This window comes from Cobetia sp. cqz5-12 (assembly GCF_016495405.1).
Taxonomy (GTDB): domain Bacteria; phylum Pseudomonadota; class Gammaproteobacteria; order Pseudomonadales; family Halomonadaceae; genus Cobetia.
In genome coordinates this window covers 621,694-639,524 of sequence record NZ_CP044522.1, presented here as the reverse complement: position 1 = coordinate 639,524, position 17,831 = coordinate 621,694, and the positions used below count along the sequence as shown (strand labels likewise).

Annotated in this window: 11 protein-coding genes; 2 read left to right on the top strand and 9 right to left on the bottom strand. The window is 64.3% G+C overall.

What is annotated here, in order from left to right; all coding sequences use genetic code 11:
• Window positions 1–69 precede the first annotated feature (69 nt).
• A complete protein-coding gene (locus tag F8A90_RS02715; RefSeq protein ID WP_200018850.1) occupies window positions 70–1,287 on the bottom strand; it encodes a Bcr/CflA family multidrug efflux MFS transporter in 1,218 nt (405 codons plus the stop codon).
• A gap of 324 nt (window positions 1,288–1,611) precedes the next feature.
• On the opposite strand from F8A90_RS02715, the gene tal reads away from it, so the two are divergent.
• Complete coding sequence (gene tal, locus F8A90_RS02710; protein ID WP_043333980.1) at window positions 1,612–2,550, top strand: transaldolase; 939 nt, start codon at window positions 1,612–1,614, stop codon at window positions 2,548–2,550.
• A 193-nt stretch (window positions 2,551–2,743) separates the two neighbouring features.
• Here the strand turns inward: tal and F8A90_RS02705 are convergent, their stop codons facing one another.
• From F8A90_RS02705 to F8A90_RS02680, 6 genes are all read right to left on the bottom strand, one after another.
• Window positions 2,744–3,298, bottom strand: a complete 555-nt coding sequence (locus F8A90_RS02705) for an STAS domain-containing protein (RefSeq protein ID WP_200018849.1) — start codon at window positions 3,296–3,298, stop codon at window positions 2,744–2,746.
• Window positions 3,291–4,442, bottom strand: a complete 1,152-nt coding sequence (locus F8A90_RS02700; protein ID WP_200018846.1) for a PP2C family protein-serine/threonine phosphatase — start codon at window positions 4,440–4,442, stop codon at window positions 3,291–3,293. The genes F8A90_RS02705 and F8A90_RS02700 overlap by 8 nt, the downstream gene beginning before the upstream one ends.
• Window positions 4,443–4,557: 115 nt before the next feature.
• Window positions 4,558–5,319: an MlaA family lipoprotein gene (locus F8A90_RS02695; protein WP_200018844.1), complete on the bottom strand. Its 762-nt coding sequence runs from the start codon at window positions 5,317–5,319 to the stop codon at window positions 4,558–4,560.
• 135 nt (window positions 5,320–5,454) lie between these two features.
• Window positions 5,455–6,639 carry a beta-ketoacyl-ACP synthase III gene (locus F8A90_RS02690; protein ID WP_200019850.1) on the bottom strand — a complete coding sequence of 395 codons (1,185 nt, stop codon included), beginning with the start codon at window positions 6,637–6,639 and terminating at the stop codon, window positions 5,455–5,457.
• Window positions 6,640–7,022: 383 nt separating this feature from the next.
• Entirely contained in the window at window positions 7,023–11,189 is a 4,167-nt protein-coding gene (gene hrpA / locus F8A90_RS02685; RefSeq protein WP_200018842.1) for an ATP-dependent RNA helicase HrpA, read from the bottom strand.
• Between the two features lie 220 nt (window positions 11,190–11,409).
• Window positions 11,410–13,170, bottom strand: coding sequence for an AMP-binding protein (locus tag F8A90_RS02680; RefSeq protein WP_200018840.1), 1,761 nt, complete (start codon window positions 13,168–13,170; stop codon window positions 11,410–11,412).
• Window positions 13,171–13,688: 518 nt separating this feature from the next.
• On the opposite strand from F8A90_RS02680, the gene cysK reads away from it, so the two are divergent.
• Window positions 13,689–14,654 carry a cysteine synthase A gene (gene cysK, locus F8A90_RS02675; RefSeq protein WP_200018838.1) on the top strand — a complete coding sequence of 322 codons (966 nt, stop codon included), beginning with the start codon at window positions 13,689–13,691 and terminating at the stop codon, window positions 14,652–14,654.
• Window positions 14,655–14,771: 117 nt separating this feature from the next.
• Here the strand turns inward: cysK and F8A90_RS02670 are convergent, their stop codons facing one another.
• Together F8A90_RS02670 and F8A90_RS02665 are read right to left on the bottom strand one after the other, a co-directional pair.
• The gene (locus F8A90_RS02670; RefSeq protein ID WP_200018836.1) at window positions 14,772–15,659 is read right to left on the bottom strand and encodes a class II glutamine amidotransferase; all 888 of its coding nucleotides are present in this window, start codon (window positions 15,657–15,659) and stop codon (window positions 14,772–14,774) included.
• Window positions 15,652–17,730 carry a VWA domain-containing protein gene (locus tag F8A90_RS02665; protein ID WP_200018833.1) on the bottom strand — a complete coding sequence of 693 codons (2,079 nt, stop codon included), beginning with the start codon at window positions 17,728–17,730 and terminating at the stop codon, window positions 15,652–15,654. Before F8A90_RS02665 ends, F8A90_RS02670 begins: the two co-directional genes overlap by 8 nt.
• Window positions 17,731–17,831: the final 101 nt, after the last annotated feature.

Here is a 17,831-nt window from a genome sequence, read left to right as displayed (position 1 = left end):
CTTGTCTACAGGGAGTACCTTGCCAAGCATTCATGACAACTGTGTGACAGTCGCCGGCTCAAGCCATTCTCAGTCGTGCGGCGTCTCATGGCGCGCCAGGGCACGGCGCCCTGCCAGCACCCGCAGCAGAATATTGCTGACCAGCGCCGTGCCCAGCATGCCGAGGATCATCGGCCACAGGCTATCCATCGCCAGGCCTGCGATCAGCATGCCGATCACGGCGCCACTGGCAAACTGCATGCTGCCGATCAGCGCATTGGCCGTGGCGCTGATGCGCGGGAAATACTCCAGCGCCGAGGAGATCGCGTTGGGTGCCACCATGCCGTTGGCCCCGACGAACACCATCAGCAGCGGCGCGATGACGTAGAGCAGGTCCAGCCCCAGTGCCAGCGCCGACACCAGCAGGATGGCGGCACACAGCTGGATACCGATGCCGATGCGCAGCAGACGCGGTGGCGACAGGCGTGACAGCAGACGCACGTTGAGTCGGTTGGCGGTGAACATGAACAGGATGTTGGCGCCGAACAGCACCGGATACCAGGCCGCTGTCACTCCGAAATGTTGCATATAGACGTAGGGCGACGCGGTGATGAAGGCAAACATGCCACCGAAGCCCATCGCCTGCGTCAGCGCATAGCCCATCGCCGGCCCGTGACGCAGCACGCTGGCATAGTCACGCGCGACCTGCAGGAGACTGGCCGGCGGCTCGTCCGCCTCGCGCTTGCGCCGGGTCTCGGGCAAGCGCAGCGGCAGCACCACCAGCAGGAAGGCAGCATAGGCGGCCAGGAAGGCGAAGATCAGCCACCAGCCCGCCATGCCCAGCAAAAGACTGCCGATGGCAGGCGCGATCAAGGGTGCCAGCATCATGATCACCGCGACGGTGGACAGCACCTTGGCCGCCTCGCGGCCACTGAAGCAATCGCGCACGATCGCCGAGGAATTGACCACCGAGGCGCCGCCGCCCAGCGCCTGCAGGAAGCGCAGCGCATAGAGCCCCTCGAGGCTCTCGACCTGGGTGATGGCCAGACTCGCCAGCAGGAAGACGAAGATGCCTGACAGCAGGACCGGCTTGCGCCCGATACGGTCTGACAGCGGGCCGAAGATCAGCTGCCCCAGCGAGAAGCCGAGCAGGAAGATCGACAGCGACAGCTCCGTATGGTGCACCGTGGTCGCCAGGTCTTCTGCCATGGCCGGCAGTGCCGGCAGATAGGCATCGATGGCCAATGGAGCCAGGGCAGTATTGGCCGCGACCAGCAAGGCCAGCTGACGGGTTTGACGCTTGTCCACATCCCCTCCTGCAATCGTTTTTCGATGGTATGCCCACGTGCCGAAAACGCCACGCTCTTGCCGTCAGGTGACGACAGTGGGCGCGCCGCCACACAATTGATACAGTTGACCTACACAGGTGACGAATGTCACATCACGCTGATGAAATCCCCGCGGATCATCCACTTGGGGCGATCGGCCCGAGATGTCTTCACAGCCGCCAGGCGTGGGTGCACACTCGGTGGCAGCGCTCGCTCCGGCGGCCCCTGCCCTTCACCTCTTGCCTTATTCATGAGGGCCACTCACCCCTTCGGGTGGCTCACGCTCAGTACAGGAAACTCTTGCATGGCACAGGACAAGCTCTCCCAACTCAAGGAAATGACCACCGTCGTCGCCGACACCGGTGACCTCGAGGCCATTCGTCGCTTCGCGCCCACTGATGCTACCACCAACCCGTCACTGATCCTGCAGGCCGCTCAGGACCCGTCACGTCGCGAGCGCCTGACCGAAGTCGCGCGCAAGGCCACCGACATCGATGATGCCGTTGACGCCGTGGCCGTGGACATCGGGACCGAGATCGCCGGCCTGGTGCCAGGCTATGTCTCCACCGAGGTCAGCGCCCGTCTGTCCTTCGATGCCGACGAGACCATCCGTCGCGCGCATCGCATCATCGAGCGCTACGCCGCCAATGGCGTCGGTCAGGAACGCATCCTGATCAAGACTGCCTCCACCTGGGAAGGCATTCGCGCCGCCGAGAAGCTCGAGCGCGAGGGCATCCGCACCAACCTGACGCTGCTGTTCAGCTTCGCCCAGGCCCAGGCCTGTGCCGATGCTGGCGTGACCCTGATCTCGCCCTTCGTCGGTCGTATCCTCGACTGGCACAAGGCCAATCAGCCGGACGCCGACTTCAGCGGCGACAACGACCCGGGCGTGAAGTCCGTCAAGGCCATCTACGAGCACTACAAGGGTCACGGCTACAAGACCATCGTGATGGGCGCCAGCTTCCGCAACACCGGCGAGATCGAAGCGCTGGCCGGCTGTGACCGCCTGACCATCTCGCCGGCACTGCTGGGTGAGCTGGCCGAGAGCACAGGCCCGCTTGAACGTCGCCTGCTGGCCGCCGATGCCGAGCAGAACGTGCCGGAAGTGCTGACCGAGTCCAACTTCCGCTGGGACATGAACGAAGACGCCATGGCCACCGAGAAGATGGGCGAAGGTATCCGCAAGTTCATGGCCGATCAGCGCAAGCTCGAGACTCTGCTGGCCGAACTGCGCAGCCACTGAGCCAACGGAGCATAGCGCCGATGATGAGCTCTTGTTAAGCAAGAGCTCATTGAATGGCCAAGGCAACAAAAAGCGCCTGCCGTGTTTCACGGCAGGCGCTTTCTTTATGCTTTTAGAAACGTGCTGTCTGATTCGCGCTGTCAGATTCGTGCTTTAAGCGACGTGCTGTCAGGCTCAACGTCCCAGCGCGCCTTCAGTGCGGCTGGCGATGCTCCTCGCTTTCCAGCAGCTCGATCAGCGGCTGGAACTCCAGGCGATTGTGACCATTCAGGCACATCAACAGCCGGTGAGCCTCGAGAATGCGCCCGCGCAGCTCCTGTTCCTGCTGGGGCGAGGCATCGGCGTCATCCTGAGACTCGTTCAGCGCTGGCGCGTTGCTGCAGGAGGCTCCGTCCAGATCGGCCTGGTCCGCCTCCGGCAGGCTGCCGGCATCCACGACACTGGCCACCTCGTCGAACCCCATCACCTTGAGCATGGTCAGCACGTCGGGATGGGCAGCCACCACCTGCGCCGGCATCACCAGCCGGTCGCGGACCGCCAGCGCCAGCTTGGCCAGAAAGCCCAGTGCGGTGGAATCGACATTGGTCGCTTCGCGCAGATCGATGATCACGCTTTCCAGTCCCTCAACCGCAGCCACGCGCTGTACCTGCTGATCCAGCGTGGCACACAGCGTCAGGCGTACATCACCGGATAGCTTGAGCACGAACAGGCCGTCTTCGAACACGGCCTGGATACGTCCTTCATCCATCATGGAATCCTGTCAGCGTCATCAAGGTAAGGTCATCCGGCAGCTCGCCATCCAGCGCCAGTCCACGACGCAATCCTTGCACATCCTCACTGCTCAGAATCCGTTGATGCAGTGCTCGAGTCCTGTCCTCCAGCGCCTCGCCCGGCAGGCATTCCAGTACACCATCACTGGCCAGCCACAGGCGGAAGCGCTCAGGAAGCGCCACACGATACGCTGGATAGCGGGTGTCTGGGAAGAGCCCCACCGGCCGACCGCTGCCTTCCAGCTCACGCAGTTCGCCGTCAGGCGTGACCAGTACCGGCATCGGCAGCTGGGCGCCCAGGGTGTAATGCAGCGTGCGCGTGTCACGGTCCATCACACCACACATCACCGTGGCATGCTTGCCGATACCACTGTCGATCAGTTCACGGTTGAGCAGTGCCAGCCACTCGGGGCCGAAGGTTTCCGGCGTATGTTCCTCCCAGTGGCGGATCGCGCGTGCGAACAACAGCTTGAGCAGCACGGTCACGAAGGCCGACGAGGCGCCATGACCGGAGACATCCGCAAAGTAAAACAGGCTGAAGCGTTCGTCGATCGCCTGATACTCGAGGAAGTCACCCGACAGATACAGCGACGGCGACAGGCAGTACTCATAACTGACGCCATTGATGTGCTGACCGCTCTGGGGCAGCAGACGCTGCTGGATCTGGCCACCGGCCTGCTGGTCCTGACGCAGCAGCGCCAGATGCGTCTCCAGGTGCTCGTTGAGCTCCTCGAGGCGCGCGCGTGCCTTGGCGTGCTCATGGGCCAGCTGGTGATGCTCCGCCGCCCGCTTGAGCAGACTGCGCAACACCGAGCCATGCTCGCGCGGCGAGATGAGGTAATCGACCAGCCCAGCCTCCACCGCTGGCAACAGGCACTCATCGCCACGGCTCTCGGCCACTACCACCGTCGGCAGACGCTCGGCCAGACGCGCCCACTCATGACTGGAAACGGCCTCGACATGCGCGACCACCACCGCCACCCTGCTGGGCAGTGCCGCGATGCCATCACAGGCCGCCACCGCACAGCGTTCATCCGTCAACAGGTTCGCCAGCGCATCACGCCGCGAGCCGGGAAGATCAATCAGACCGATCAACAGACGCTTGCCTTGCTCATCCGCCATGCCAACCCCTCATTCCCGTCCTTACTGCCATCCACTCGCAGTCTTGATGCTGCTTGCCCTCGCGACCGGTACCACTGACCCATCACGGTACCGGTCGCCTGCTGCGGGTGACGCGTTACTGGCTGTCGTCTTCCGGTGCGAAGGCACCGTCGAGATCGGCGTCATCGAAGCTGTCGCTGGCGAAGGGATCATCGCCCAGCTTGCCATCGTTGATCTCGAAGTTGCGGCGCTGCAGGTAGGCATCACGAATGAAGCTGTAGCGATCGCCCTGGATCAGCTTCTCCTGCTCGAGCAGACCGGCACGGGTATCGACCAGATCCAGCGCTTTCAAGCCGTAACGCACCTTGTCGTCTTCGACGTAATTGACGGGATCAGCGAAATAATCCACCGGCATGCCCGCGGCATCACGCACGGTACTCGGACCGAACAGCGGCAGCACGAGATACGGCCCCTGCCCTGCGCCCCAGACGGCGAGGGTCTGACCGAAGTCTTCCTCGTCCACTGTCCAGCCAAGCTCGCTGGCCGGGTCAAACAGGCCGCCGATGCCGACGGTGGAGTTGAGCAGCAGACGGCCGGTGGAGACCCCGGCATTGGCCCACTTCCACTGCAACACCGAGTTGAACATGGTGCGGACCTCTCCCAGATTGGAGAAGAAGTTGCCCACGCCATCCTGTACCAGCTCCGGCGTCACATAGTCATAGCCCTGCGCGACCGGCTTGAGGGCATAGCGGTCCAGGGTGTCATTGAAGGTATAGACGTTACGGTTGAAGCCCTCCCATGGGTCCTGAGGGTTCGGCTCGCTGTCTCCGGTGCTGGCGCAACCCGCCAGCAGAGACATGGCCAGCAGTGCCGGCAGGGAAGTCTTGATCGTGTGCATCTCGTCACCTGTAAGTCTATTGGATTCCTGCAGCGGTCCTTGCCACATCCCTGGCTGTCAGGTCCGGTCTTCTTTATACGTTCCGCGCCCGCCAAGAGCCAGCACAGGCCACGTGGGTTCGCGCAATGTCCTGCTTCAACCGCAGCGTTTCAGCAGCACGCTGCCGGCACTGTAGCCTGCCCCGAAAGAACACAATACCCCCAGGCTCCCCGGCGCCAGGTCAGCGTGATGGAGATGGAAGGCGATCACCGAGCCCGCGGAGCTGGTATTGGCGTAGCGATCGAGAATGATCGGCGCTTCCTCGCTCGACGGGTCACGTCCCAGCACACGCCGCGCGATCATGTCGTTCATGTGGCGGTTGGCCTGATGCAGCCACATGCGATCAAGATCACCGCCATCTGCCTCGATCTCGCCCAGATGGGTGGTGATCAGCTCGGCCACCATCGGGCAGACCTCGCGGAAGACGCGCCGACCTTCCTGGATGAACAGCTTGTCATCGGACTGTTCACGATGGCTTGCACTGTCGAGTGTCATCGCGGATGCCACATCGTCCTCAAGCACTGCCGTGCGATTGAGGAAGCCGAAATTGTTGCGTATCGCGTTGGAGAAACGCGTCACCAGTCGCGTGCCGAGCACTTCGAAGCCATCGGTGCGCGTGGCAACATCCGCCGCTTCCAGCACCACGGCCGTGCAAGCATCCCCGAAGATGAAGTGGCTGTCACGGTCGCGGAAGTTGAGATGCGCACTGCAGATCTCCGGATTGACCATCAGCACACGTCTGGCACTGCCGCTGCGAATCGCGTTGGCGGCGGTCTCGATGCCGAAGGTGGCGGAGCTGCACGCCACGTTCATGTCGAAGGCATAGCCACCGGCCTCGAGCGCGGCCTGCAGTTCCACCGCCACCGCCGGATAGGGGCGCTCGAGGTTGGAACAGGCCACGATGACCAGATCCAGGTCCGCGGCGTTGACGCCCGCCGCCACCAGCGCTTCACGCGCGGCCGCCACGCCCATCTCGCACTGCACCGAGGGCTGGTCATTGGCGCGCGCCGGCAGGCGTGGGCGCATGCGCTCCGGGTCGAGAATGCCCTCGGCATCCAGCACGTAGCGGCTGTGGATACCCGAGGCCTTGACGATGAATTCGGCGCTGGACTCGGTGCGCGCCTCACGCTCACCACGCGCGATGGCGTCGGCATTGGCGGCATTGTCCGCTGCCACCCAGGCATTGAAGGATGCCACCAATGCCTCGTTGCTGATGGCATTGGGCGGCGTGTAGAGCCCGCTACCGGTGATCAGTACGCGATGATTGCCGCTGGCACTCATGGACTGACCGGCGTTGGCGTATTGCGTATCGGCAGCGTGAACATTGTCATTGTTTGGCATGCATCCACTCCTGACAGTGCTATCCCGCGGGATATCACCAGAATTGAGCGGGGCACGACCCGGCGCCGCGTCGTCATGCCCCATGTTCAGTGTACGCTGTCTCGGCGATTCCAGACGCCCGAGTCAGCATTTGTCGGGCGATCACAGTGAATGCTTAAACAGCAATTCCTGTCTGCAGCTTGGGCCATCCCGCCTCGGCGCGCCTCCACGTACCGGTCACGCAAGCTCCTGATGACATACACAGCGCTCTGGAATGGCCCCAGACAAGGCAGAGCTTCAGCCAGGACTGAGCTTCAGCCATGACAGAGCCCGGCCTCAGGGCATCAGCGACGCGCCATCAGCTCCTGCCAGCGCTTCTCGAGGCGCTTGGCGGAGACGGTCTCCAGCGTGCCGAGCTGCTGGGCAAACAGCGAGACGCGCAGTTCCTGCAGCCACCAGCCGAACTCTTCCAGCTCCGCATCCGGCAACCCCTGCTCACGCGCCTTGCTCAGGCGGGCATCAAGGCGGGATTCGAAGCCCTTGACCTCCTCCATGTCACGCTGGTCGCGCATGCGCTCACGCGGCGCCTTGTCGAGACGGATCAGCATCGCCTCCACATAGCGCGGCAGCTGATGCAACCATTCACCGGAGGCCTGAATGAAGCCCGGCGTGATCAGGCGCGCCTGCTGGGCCTTGAGGTCAGCCACCACCAGCGCCATCGAGAAGTCGATCTTGCCCTTGAGGCGCTTGGAAAGCTCCAGATGCTGCTTGAGTGCGGTTTCCAGCGGCTTGAGCAGCGATTCGGCATGCGGCACCAGCTCGGCCCGCTTGTCATCGAGACGCGCCTGCAGTTCGCTGCGCGAACGCGGCAGCGGCTCGACGGCCATCACCTGCTCGAAGACGCTGTAGATGAAGTCATCCGCCAGCTGGCGACGCGTGCCGACCTTGGCGAACAGCAGCGCACAGCGCTCCAGCGCCTTGAGATCACGGTCCAGATAGCGCACCTGGTCCGGCAGGCGTGCCATCGCCAGGCGCGTGATGCCATCACGGTGCGCGGCGGCGGCCTTGGCCGGATGATCGAACAGCTCCACGCTCAGATTCTGCTCGACCTGAGCCGTCGCGCTGGCAGGCGCATGGCTGGACGGCGCGCTGTTCTTGCCGGTCTTGCGCGCCAGCTTGCGCTGCTTGGCACTCATGCCGTTGTCGGCAGGCGTCGCCGCCTTCACCACCAGCGCCGGGTAGGCCTCGACGCGGATGCCCGCCTGGGTGGTGCTATGCGAGGTGGCGATCGGCGTCTCGGGCAGATCTTCCAGCACTTCGCTGTCGGCTTCACGGCTGCGACTGGCCATCGCCCGCGCGGCGGCCGCGGCCGAGTCCTTGAAGCGTGCTTCCAACGCCTCGAGATCACGCCCTTCGCCCAGCACCTTGCCGTCCTGATCGACGATGCGCAGGTTCATCTTCAGGTGCGGTTCCAGCGTTTCGGGCGCCCAGGCATCCTGCGGCAGACGCAGGCCAGTCTTGACGCGCATGAACTCGGCCAGCGCATCGGTCAGCGGCACGTCGTCCGGGGTCAGCGCCTCGAGTGCGGCATCGACCCAGTTGGGAATCGGTACCACCTGCTTGCGGTACTGTTTGGGCAGCGACTTCATCAGCGCGATGGCCTTGTCACGCAGAAGCCCCGGCACCAGCCATTCGATGCGATAGCGCGGCAGCTGCGAGAGCATCGCCGCCGGCACGGTCATCGTCACGCCGTCATCCACCGCACCGGGCGCGAAGTGATAGCTCAGCGGGTAGGCGACGCCATTGTGGTGCAGCTGTTCGGGGTAGCGCGCGACGGTGACTTCCTCGGCATCGCGCGCCATCAGGTCGTCGAGATTCAGATGCAGGACATCGGGCTTGTCGCGCTCGGCTTCCTTGCGCCACTTGTCGAAGCTGCGACCGTTGTAGATGCCTTCCGGAATGCGCTCGGCATAGAAGGCGAACAGCGTCTCTTCGTCGACGAGGATGTCTCGCTTGCGCGCGCGGTCCTCAAGCTCACCGACCTCATCCATCAGGCCGCGATTGTGGGCGAAGAACGGCGCACGGGTCTGGAATTCGCCCTCGACCAGCGCGCGGCGAATGAACAGCTCGCGGGACTCTTCCGGCGCCAGCGGGCCGTAATGCACCTTGCGCGCGGTGACGATGGGCAGCCCGAACAGGGTCACCTGCTCACTGGCGACCACCTGGGCACGCTTCATCTCCCAGTGCGGCTCGCTGTAGCTGCGCTTGACCAGATGCTCGGCCAGCGGCTCGACCCACTCAGGCTTGATCGCCGCGACCTGACGCGCGTAGAGCTTGGTGGTCTCGACCATCTCGGCCGCCATCACCCACTTGGGCGACTTCTTGGCCACACCGGAGCCCGGGTGAACGAAGAAGCGTCGGTTGCGCGCGCCGAGATACTCGCGATTTTCCTGCTTGAGGCCGAGATTGGAGAGCAGCCCGGTCAGCAGCGCGCGATGCAGTGACTCGTGATCGATGGCCACCGACGGGCGGCGGCCCTGTCCCGGTGAGGCCAGTACCCGCGCGGTGACCTCGGCCTGCGCCTCGGCGTCGCGCTCGTGCTGGGCGCTGGTCATCTCCAGCCCCAGGTCGCGCGTCAGCTGCTTGAGCTGGCGGAAGGTGTCATGCCACTCGCGCAGGCGCAGATAGTTGAGGAAGCGCGCCTTGCACCAGCGGCGCAGCGGGTTGGCGCCCAGCGCATCCCGCGCCAGTTCGAAGCCTTCCCACAGATTCAGCCAGCTGACGAAGTCGGAATTGTCGTCATCCCACTCGTGGTGGATCTGATCGGCCTGCTGGCGCTTGTCGGCGGGACGCTCGCGCGGGTCCTGGATCGACAGCGCGCTGACGATGATCAGCACTTCACGCAGGCAGCCGCGCGAGGCGCCTTCCAGCACCATGCGCGCTAGACGCGGGTCGATGGGCAGACGCGCCAGGGTGCGGCCATCACGGCTCAGACGGTTGTGTTCATCCACCGCACCCAGTTCGCGCAGCAGGCGGAAGCCATCGGTGACGAAGCGCGAATCCGGCGCATCGACGAAGGGAAACTTCTCGATGTCGCCCAGCTTGAGCGACAGCATCGACAGGATCACCGAGGCCAGGTTGGTACGCTGAATTTCCGGCTCGGTGTATTCCGGGCGCGCGAGGAAGTCCTCCTCGCTGTAGAGGCGGATGCACAGGCCTTCGGCGATACGCCCGCAGCGGCCCTTGCGCTGGTTGGCGCTGGCCTGACTGATCGGTTCCACCGGCAGTCGCTGGATCTTGGAGCGATAGCTGTAACGACTGATGCGCACCAGCCCCGGGTCGATCACGTAGCGGATGCCCGGCACGGTCAGCGAGGTCTCGGCGACATTGGTGGCCAGCACGATGCGACGGCCACGATGCGGCTGGAAGACGCGGTTCTGCTCTTCGTTCGAGAGCCGCGCGTACAGCGGCAGCACCTCGGTATCACGCAGCTGGGCGCGACGCAGGGTGTCCGCGGTGGCGCGGATCTCGCGCTCGCCGGGCAGGAAGATCAACACGTCACGCGGGCCCTGCATCCAGCCCTTCTCACGCTCGATCAGCGACAGCTCTTCCACCGCGCGCAGGATGCCTTCCTGCAGGCTGAGGTCTTCCTCATCCTCGGCATCGCGCACCAGCGGCAGGTACTGGGTCTCGACCGGGAAGTTGCGCCCGCTGACCGAGACGATGGGCGCCGGCGTGCCATCCTGGGCCGCGAAGTGCTGGCTGAAGCGCTCCACGTCGATGGTCGCCGAGGTGATGATGATCTTGAGGTCCGGACGGCGCGCGGTGAGACGCTTGAGATAACCGAGCAGGAAGTCGATGTTCAGACTGCGCTCGTGGGCCTCATCGATGATGATTGCCTCGTAGCGGCTCAGGTCCGGGTCATGCTGGGTTTCCGCCAGGAGGATACCGTCGGTCATCAGCTTGATCAGCGTCGACGGGCCGGTAGTGTCGTTGAAGCGCACCTGATAGCCGACCGTGTCGCCGAGTGTCGTCTCGAGCTCCTCGGCCAGACGTGCCGCCACCGAACGTGCCGCCAGACGACGTGGCTGGGTGTGGCCGATCAGGCCGTTGCGCCCCAGCCCCATCTCCAGACACAGCTTGGGCAGCTGGGTGGTCTTGCCCGAACCGGTTTCGCCGGCCACCACCACGATCTGATGCTCGGCAAGCGCGGCAAGGATGTCCTCGCGACGTTCCACCACCGGCAGCTCCGGCGGATAGTTGAGCGCGGCGGGAGTCTGCCAGCGCGCCAGCGCCGTCTCGCGCGCAGTGCGCTGGGCGATGCTCGCCTCCAGGCGGCTCTCGATGTCGTTGATGGCACGATCGACCGGCTTGCCTTCCTTGAGACGCCGCCGCAGGCCAGCCAGGCGCTTGCCCAGCTCGCGCTGATCACGGCTCAGGGCGCGTTCAAGGCGAGCCGCGAGGGCTTCAAGACGCGCATGTTCGGACGGTGCGGTAGCGGTGTCGCTCAAGGACTGCCTCTTCTCAACCAGCGACCACACGCCAGGCGCGCAGCCGGAAACTCTCGGGAATTCAGCCTCACGCTCGCCTGCACTGGGCAGCAATCCATGAGGCCTGAATGACAAAACGGCCCGTCAGCAAGTGACGGGCCGTCCATTGTAGCCCTGCATGTAGCCGCGCCCAACCTTGGCGGCGCTTGTCCCCTGCCACGCCGCCGGCTCAGCGCTGCCCTCAGTGCTCGCGTACCGGCGTATTGCCAGCGCTCTCTTCGCTGTCGCGCAGCTCACGACGCAGCACCTTGCCGACATTGGTCTTGGGCAGTTCGTCGCGGAATTCGACGAAGCGCGGCACCTTGTAGCCGGTCAGCTGCTCCTTGCACCAGCTGCGCAGGCTGTCGCGATCCAGATCCGGGTTGCTGGACACGACGAACAGCTTGATCGCCTCGCCGCTCTGCTCGTCCGGCACGCCCACGGCTGCGGCCTCGACGATATCCGGATGCCCGCTGACCACGTCCTCGATCTCGTTGGGGAACACATTGAAGCCTGAGACGATGATCATGTCCTTCTTGCGATCGACGATGCGCACGAAATCGTCCTGCTGGATGACCGCGATATCGCCGGTGCGGATGAAGCCCTCATCATCCATCGCCTCACGCGTGGCATCGTCACGCTGCCAGTAGCCCTTCATCACCTGGGGGCCGCGCACGCACAACTCACCCGGCGCATCACGCCCCAGCGTCACGCCATCCGCGTCCACCACCTTGAGCTCGGTGCCCGGCACCGGCTTGCCGATGGTGCCCAGCTGCAGCTCGCGCGGCGGATTGAAGCTGACGATGGGCGAGGTCTCGGTCATGCCGTAGCCCTCGGCGATCGGGCAGCCAGTGACGGCTTCCCAGCGTTCAGCTGCGCTGCGCGTCAGGGCCATGCCGCCGGAGATGGTCAGCTTGAGGCTGGAGAAGTCCAGCGCCTTGAAGTCATCACGCTGACACAGCGCCGAGAACAGCGTGTTGAGGCCGACGAAGGCGGTGAACGGTGTCCTGGCCAGCGTCTTGATGAAACCATCGATGTCACGCGGATTGGTGATCAGCACGCTGTGGTTGCCACTCTCCATGCTGTAGAGACAATTCACCGTGAAGGTATAAATGTGGTAGACCGGCAGCGGCGCGATCAGCACCTCCTGGCCTTCATTGAGCACATCACTGATCACGCCGCGCGCCTGCAGCATGTTGGCGACCAGATTGCGGTGGGTCAGCATGGTGCCCTTGGCAACCCCGGTGGTGCCGCCGGTGTACTGCAACGCGGCGATGTCCTCGGGCTGACGCGTGACACGTGTGTGCGAGAGCCCCGCGCCGCGCTTGAGCACGCTGCGCAGCGAGTGGGCGTCAGGCAGGTGGTACTTCGGCACCATCTTCTTGACGTAGCGCACCGCCAGATTGATCAGCGGGCGCTTGGGAAAGTCATGCAGGTCACCGATCTCGGTGATGATGACCTCCTCGATGGACGTGCGCTTGAGCACCTTCTCGAGCTTGTCCGCCATGTTGGCCAGAATCACGATGGCGCGGGCGCCGGAGTCATGGAACTGGTGCTGCATCTCGCGCTCGGTATAGAGCGGGTTGGTGTTGACCACCACCAGACCGGCGCGCAGCGCGCCGAACACGGCCACCGGGAACTGCAGCAGATTCGGCAGCTGGATGGCGATGCGATCCCCGGGCTCAAGGCCGGCCTCGTGTTCCAGCCAGGCGGCGAAATTGCGCGACAGGCGGTCCACATCGGCGTAGCTGAGCGTCTTGTCCATGCAGCTGAAGGCCGGACGGCTGGCATAGTTGGCGCAGCTGGCCTCGAAGACCTCGAGAATCGAGGGGTAATCCTCGAGGCCGGACAACGGCTCACCACTGACGATCAGGCTGGCGTCCCCGGGCACGGGGCCAGCGTGATCAGACGCCTTGTCGGCTTCCGGGTCTGCCGAGGCGTTGGCAGGATTGGCATCATGCATGGCTTGGGCTCCATGACTGCATTCGTCTGCTGGATCGTGGCCGGGCGCGGAGTCTTTCACTGACAGCCACAGGCGAGAATTCAGCACTTGTTGTTATCAGGGCGTCACGCCCACATGTGAACAATGACATGAATGGCGGCGTGATGGGAAAAGGACGGCGCGACAAAGTGCGTGCAGGTGCTGCAATGCACCGACGACACCCCGGCAAGAACCTCCAGCGCCGCCGCGCTTCACCTTAACCAGTCAGGCCAACGATGTAAAACAACCGATTGAAACCATCGTTCACATCCTGAAAAGTCTCGTCAAATCAGATCACTACTCTTGTACGACCTTGGTCAGAGGCTGACCGCGACTGGCAACCTTGCCATGTCGTTATGCGCTTCAGGCCTTTGAGTCGCGCCAGGCTAGCCCTTAACCTTATGCTCATACAGTCGCGACAGCCGCTGCTGAGCGTCATCACTTCACTCAAGCAGCGGGCCTGCTCGCTGTCTAGCCGCCAGATATCCAGAGGACCTCGCATGGCCAAGATCTATCAGGACAACTCGCAAGCCATCGGCAATACACCGCTGGTCAAGATCAACCGCCTCAGCAGCCATCCACGCCTGTATGCCAAGGTGGAAGCCCGCAACCCGGCGTTCTCGGTCAAGTGCCGTATCGGTGCCAGCATGGTGTGGGACGCCGAAGAGCGCGGCGCACTCAAGCCGGGCATGGAGATCATCGAGCCGACCTCCGGCAACACCGGTATCGCACTGGCCTTCGTCGGCGCGGCGCGTGGCTACCCCGTCACCCTGACCATGCCTTCCTCGATGAGCATGGAGCGCCGCAAGGTGCTGAAGTCCCTCGGCGCCAACCTGGTGCTGACCGATCCGGCCAAGGGCATGCAGGGCGCCATCGACAAGGCCTGCGAGCTGCAGAAGGCCGAGCCGGAACGCTACTTCCTGCCGCAGCAGTTCTCCAACCCGGCCAACCCGCGCATCCACGAAGAGACCACCGGCCCGGAGCTGTGGGACGCGCTGGATGGCGAGATGGACGTGCTGGTCGCGGGCGTCGGTACCGGCGGCACCATCAGTGGCATCGCCCGCTACTTCAAGACGGTACGCGGCCAGTCACTCGAAGCCGTGGCGGTGGAGCCGGCGGAATCCGCCATCATCACCCAGCGCATGCAGGGCGAATCGATCACGCCAGCCCCGCACAAGATCCAGGGCATCGGCGCCAACTTCATTCCCGACAACCTGGACCTGACGCTGATTGACCGCGTCGAGCCCGTCGCCAGTGAAGACGCCATGGCCATGGCGCGTCGCATCATGCAGGAAGAAGGCATCATGTGCGGCATCTCCTGCGGTGCGGCGATGACCGCGGCACTGCGTCTGGCAGAAGACCCCGCCTACGCCGACAAGTCCATCGTCGTCATCCTGCCGGACAGCGGCGAGCGCTACCTGTCCTCGCCGATGTTCGCCGGCATGTTCGACGACGTCGAAGGTTGAGTCTCACACGCAGACCAGACAACAGCCTCAAACACGAAGGGCCGCAATCGCGGCCCTTCGTGTGTCTGGCATTCAAGCTCTTTCTCCGTCACTCAGCGTCAGCGACTCAGCCAAACGTCAGCAGCTCAAGTCAGAAGCCAGCCAATCCGGCTTGCGGCGCGAGGTGGAGGTGCGATCGACCGCCCCGCTCTCGGATTGCTCCTGCTCTTCCTGGCTCAGCGGCAACTCACCGCCAAGACTGGCGACCAGCTCACCTTCGCGGAACACGACCAACTGCCCCGGCAGCAGGCGCTGCCACTGCTCGTTGTCGGTCAGCGGATCAGTGGCGATCACCGAGACCACATCGGCATCGGTGGTGTGCTGCTGGAAGTCGACGCTCATCTCGAAGTCAGTCAGGCTCGCCTGCCCGAAAGGCGCGCGGCGCGTGATGTGCGCCAGCTTGGTGGAGCAGTAGGCGTAGAGATGCACGCCATCGGAGAGCAGCAGATTGAAGACGCCAAGCCCGCGCAGACGCTCGCACTGGGCGTGCAGATGCCGCCACAGGTCTTCACAACGAGAGGGCGGTTCCGGGAAGGCCCTCCGGATCTCACCGAGCAGGAAACAGGCGGCGTGCTCGCTGTCCGTGCTGCCGACCGGGCGATAGTACGGCAGGGGCAGTGCCTGCCAGTCCGCCAGCTGACCATTATGGGCATAGCACCACTGCCGGCCCCACAGCTCGCGCGTGAACGGGTGAGTATTGGCCAGTGTCACCTGGCCGACATTGGCCTGGCGAATATGGCTGATGACCATCTGCGACTTGATCGGATAGTCGAGAATCATGCGCGCGATGGGCGAATCCACCGACGGATGCGGGTCACGGAATTCGCGATAACCGCCCTCTTCATAGAAGGCGATTCCCCAGCCATCGCGGTGCGGACCAGTACCACCGCCTCGCTGCAGAAAACCGGCGAAGCTGAAGCAGATATCGGTCGGCACATTGGCACTCATGCCGAGCAGTTCACACATGGGGTTCCTCCCGCTGAGTCGGCTTGCGCGTCATGCGACGCACCAACATGATCACTACCAGCAGGCCGATCACACCGGCCACAACGTAAGCGATCATGCGGCTTTGCGGTGATTCTGCCTCACGTTGGGCAAAGTCCGAAGCCCCTTCGAACCACTGACTGATCAACGCAGGCACCTTGTCGATGGGCAGGCGACCCTTCATCAGCAGGTCATTGAGGTCTTCCTTCTCCTCCACCGCCTGATCCAGGCCCTGAATCTCACCGAATGACTCACCCTCGATGGGTGAGCGGTCCAGATTGGCGGCACGCCGCGCCGCATTCTCGTTGAGGGTATAGGGCGCCAGGTCGATCACCCGCGAACTCCCGCCCAGCGCGATGCGTGCACTGATCTGCACATCGGCACTGACGTCACGCTCCAGCGGCGGCAGTTCGATACGCCAGCGAGTCTCGCCCGCTTCCGCCACGCTCAACGGCTCGCCCTGCAGCGTCGCGTCCAGCTGGGTATTGGCGGTGTTGAGCAGAGGATGGCGCGCGCTGACCTCCAGCGCGCTCGGCGGCGTCGCATTCTGCGCATTGCCACCGATAGGCTCGACCAGCAGCGGGTCGACCACGCTGGTGCGCTGGCTCAACTGACGCGCAAAGGGCGCGCCGTCGCGCTGCCCCTTGATGGTCAGCGTCAGGCGAGCGCCACCCAGCTGCTGCGGCGGCGGCATGTTGACGCTGAACTCTGCGCCGTCACGCTCAAGGCCGCGCTGCTGGGCGGTGGTCACGACACCCGTGTCTGCTGCCATGCCGGCTGAACGTGCTGCGCTCTCTTCCTTGGCATCCGCGCCACCCTCGTTTTCCGGCACCAGACGTGCATTGCCGTCCAGCGTCGCCAGGAAATCCTGCTCGGCGACATCGCGTGCGCCGTCGACCAGCGAAGCCGCGAGAGAATAGCCAAAGCCGCGATACAGCGTGGCGGGCAGCGGGCGCGATACCAGCGCCAGGTCTGACACCACGGTGATACGGCTATCGACGCCCACCTGCCCTTCGATACGCCACTGCCCGGCCTCGGGATCGGTCACGGTGATCAGGTCATAGCGCGGTTGATGTTCCCAGCGCACACCCTCGGGCAACGAGGCCTTGTCGGCCAGCGAATAGCGCTGGCCATCCGGCGCGATCAACACCGGTGCGCTGTCATCGGGGCCGTGGAAGACCAGCGCCGTGAATTCCTCGACGCTGCCATCGATGGTGAAGCGCTTGTCCTCGAGCGGCACCAGCTCGCCGGGCACGATTCGGTCGAGCGCCCCGAGGAAGGCACGCAGCAGATCTTCCGGGGTCTCGGCGACCGTCGCCAGCCCACCGGTGCCATCGGCGACCTGCTGCAGCAGATCGATATCGGCATTGCGCGACAGCGCGACGGTATGCACCGTGATGTTGTGCGCAGCAAGCTGTGGCGTCAGTTCATCGGTGATGCGCTGACGTGAGGCGCTATCCGAGGCGGCCTTCTCGCTGCTCGGCTCACGCAGGTCGACCATGCCATCGGAGAGCAGAATGATCTGACGCGGCCCCTGGCCATCGATGCTCGCATCGGCGCCTTCGGCGGCGGCACGCAGACCCGCCTCGAGATCGGTGTACTGCTCGTAATCGTCAAGCCGCCCTTCCAGCCCGCGGGCCGCCTGCTTCCAGCCCGCATCGACCGCGCCCAGTGCCAGCAGGGGCTGTACCTGCTCACCGAAGCCCCACAGCCCCGCACGCGAGCGCTCCGGCAGCAAGGTGACCAGCAGGTCCAGCGCACTGGCGCGCAGATTGGTCGGGTCGTTGTGCTTCATGCTGCCGGAGACATCGATCGCCATGCGCAGGTCAGGCGCAATGTCGCGCGCCGAGCCACCCACGGCGACCGCGTCACTCGCGACATCCCGGGCCACAAACGGCATCTGCTCAGCCTGCTCGCTTGGCGACTCATCTACCGGCCCACTTACCGACCCACTCATCGGCTCGCTGGCCGAGGCGTTATCCGCTGACAATGCCTGCTCGGCGAAGGCCGAGGGCGACGCGAGACTGATGCCCGCCAGCATCAGAGCAGCCAACCAGCGCGCCCCCGCAACTTTCGATAGAGGGCCGGATGAAGAGCCGGACGCAAGCCCTGATGAACAGGCTGGCTCATGAGATGAAGTGACAGCTACATCAC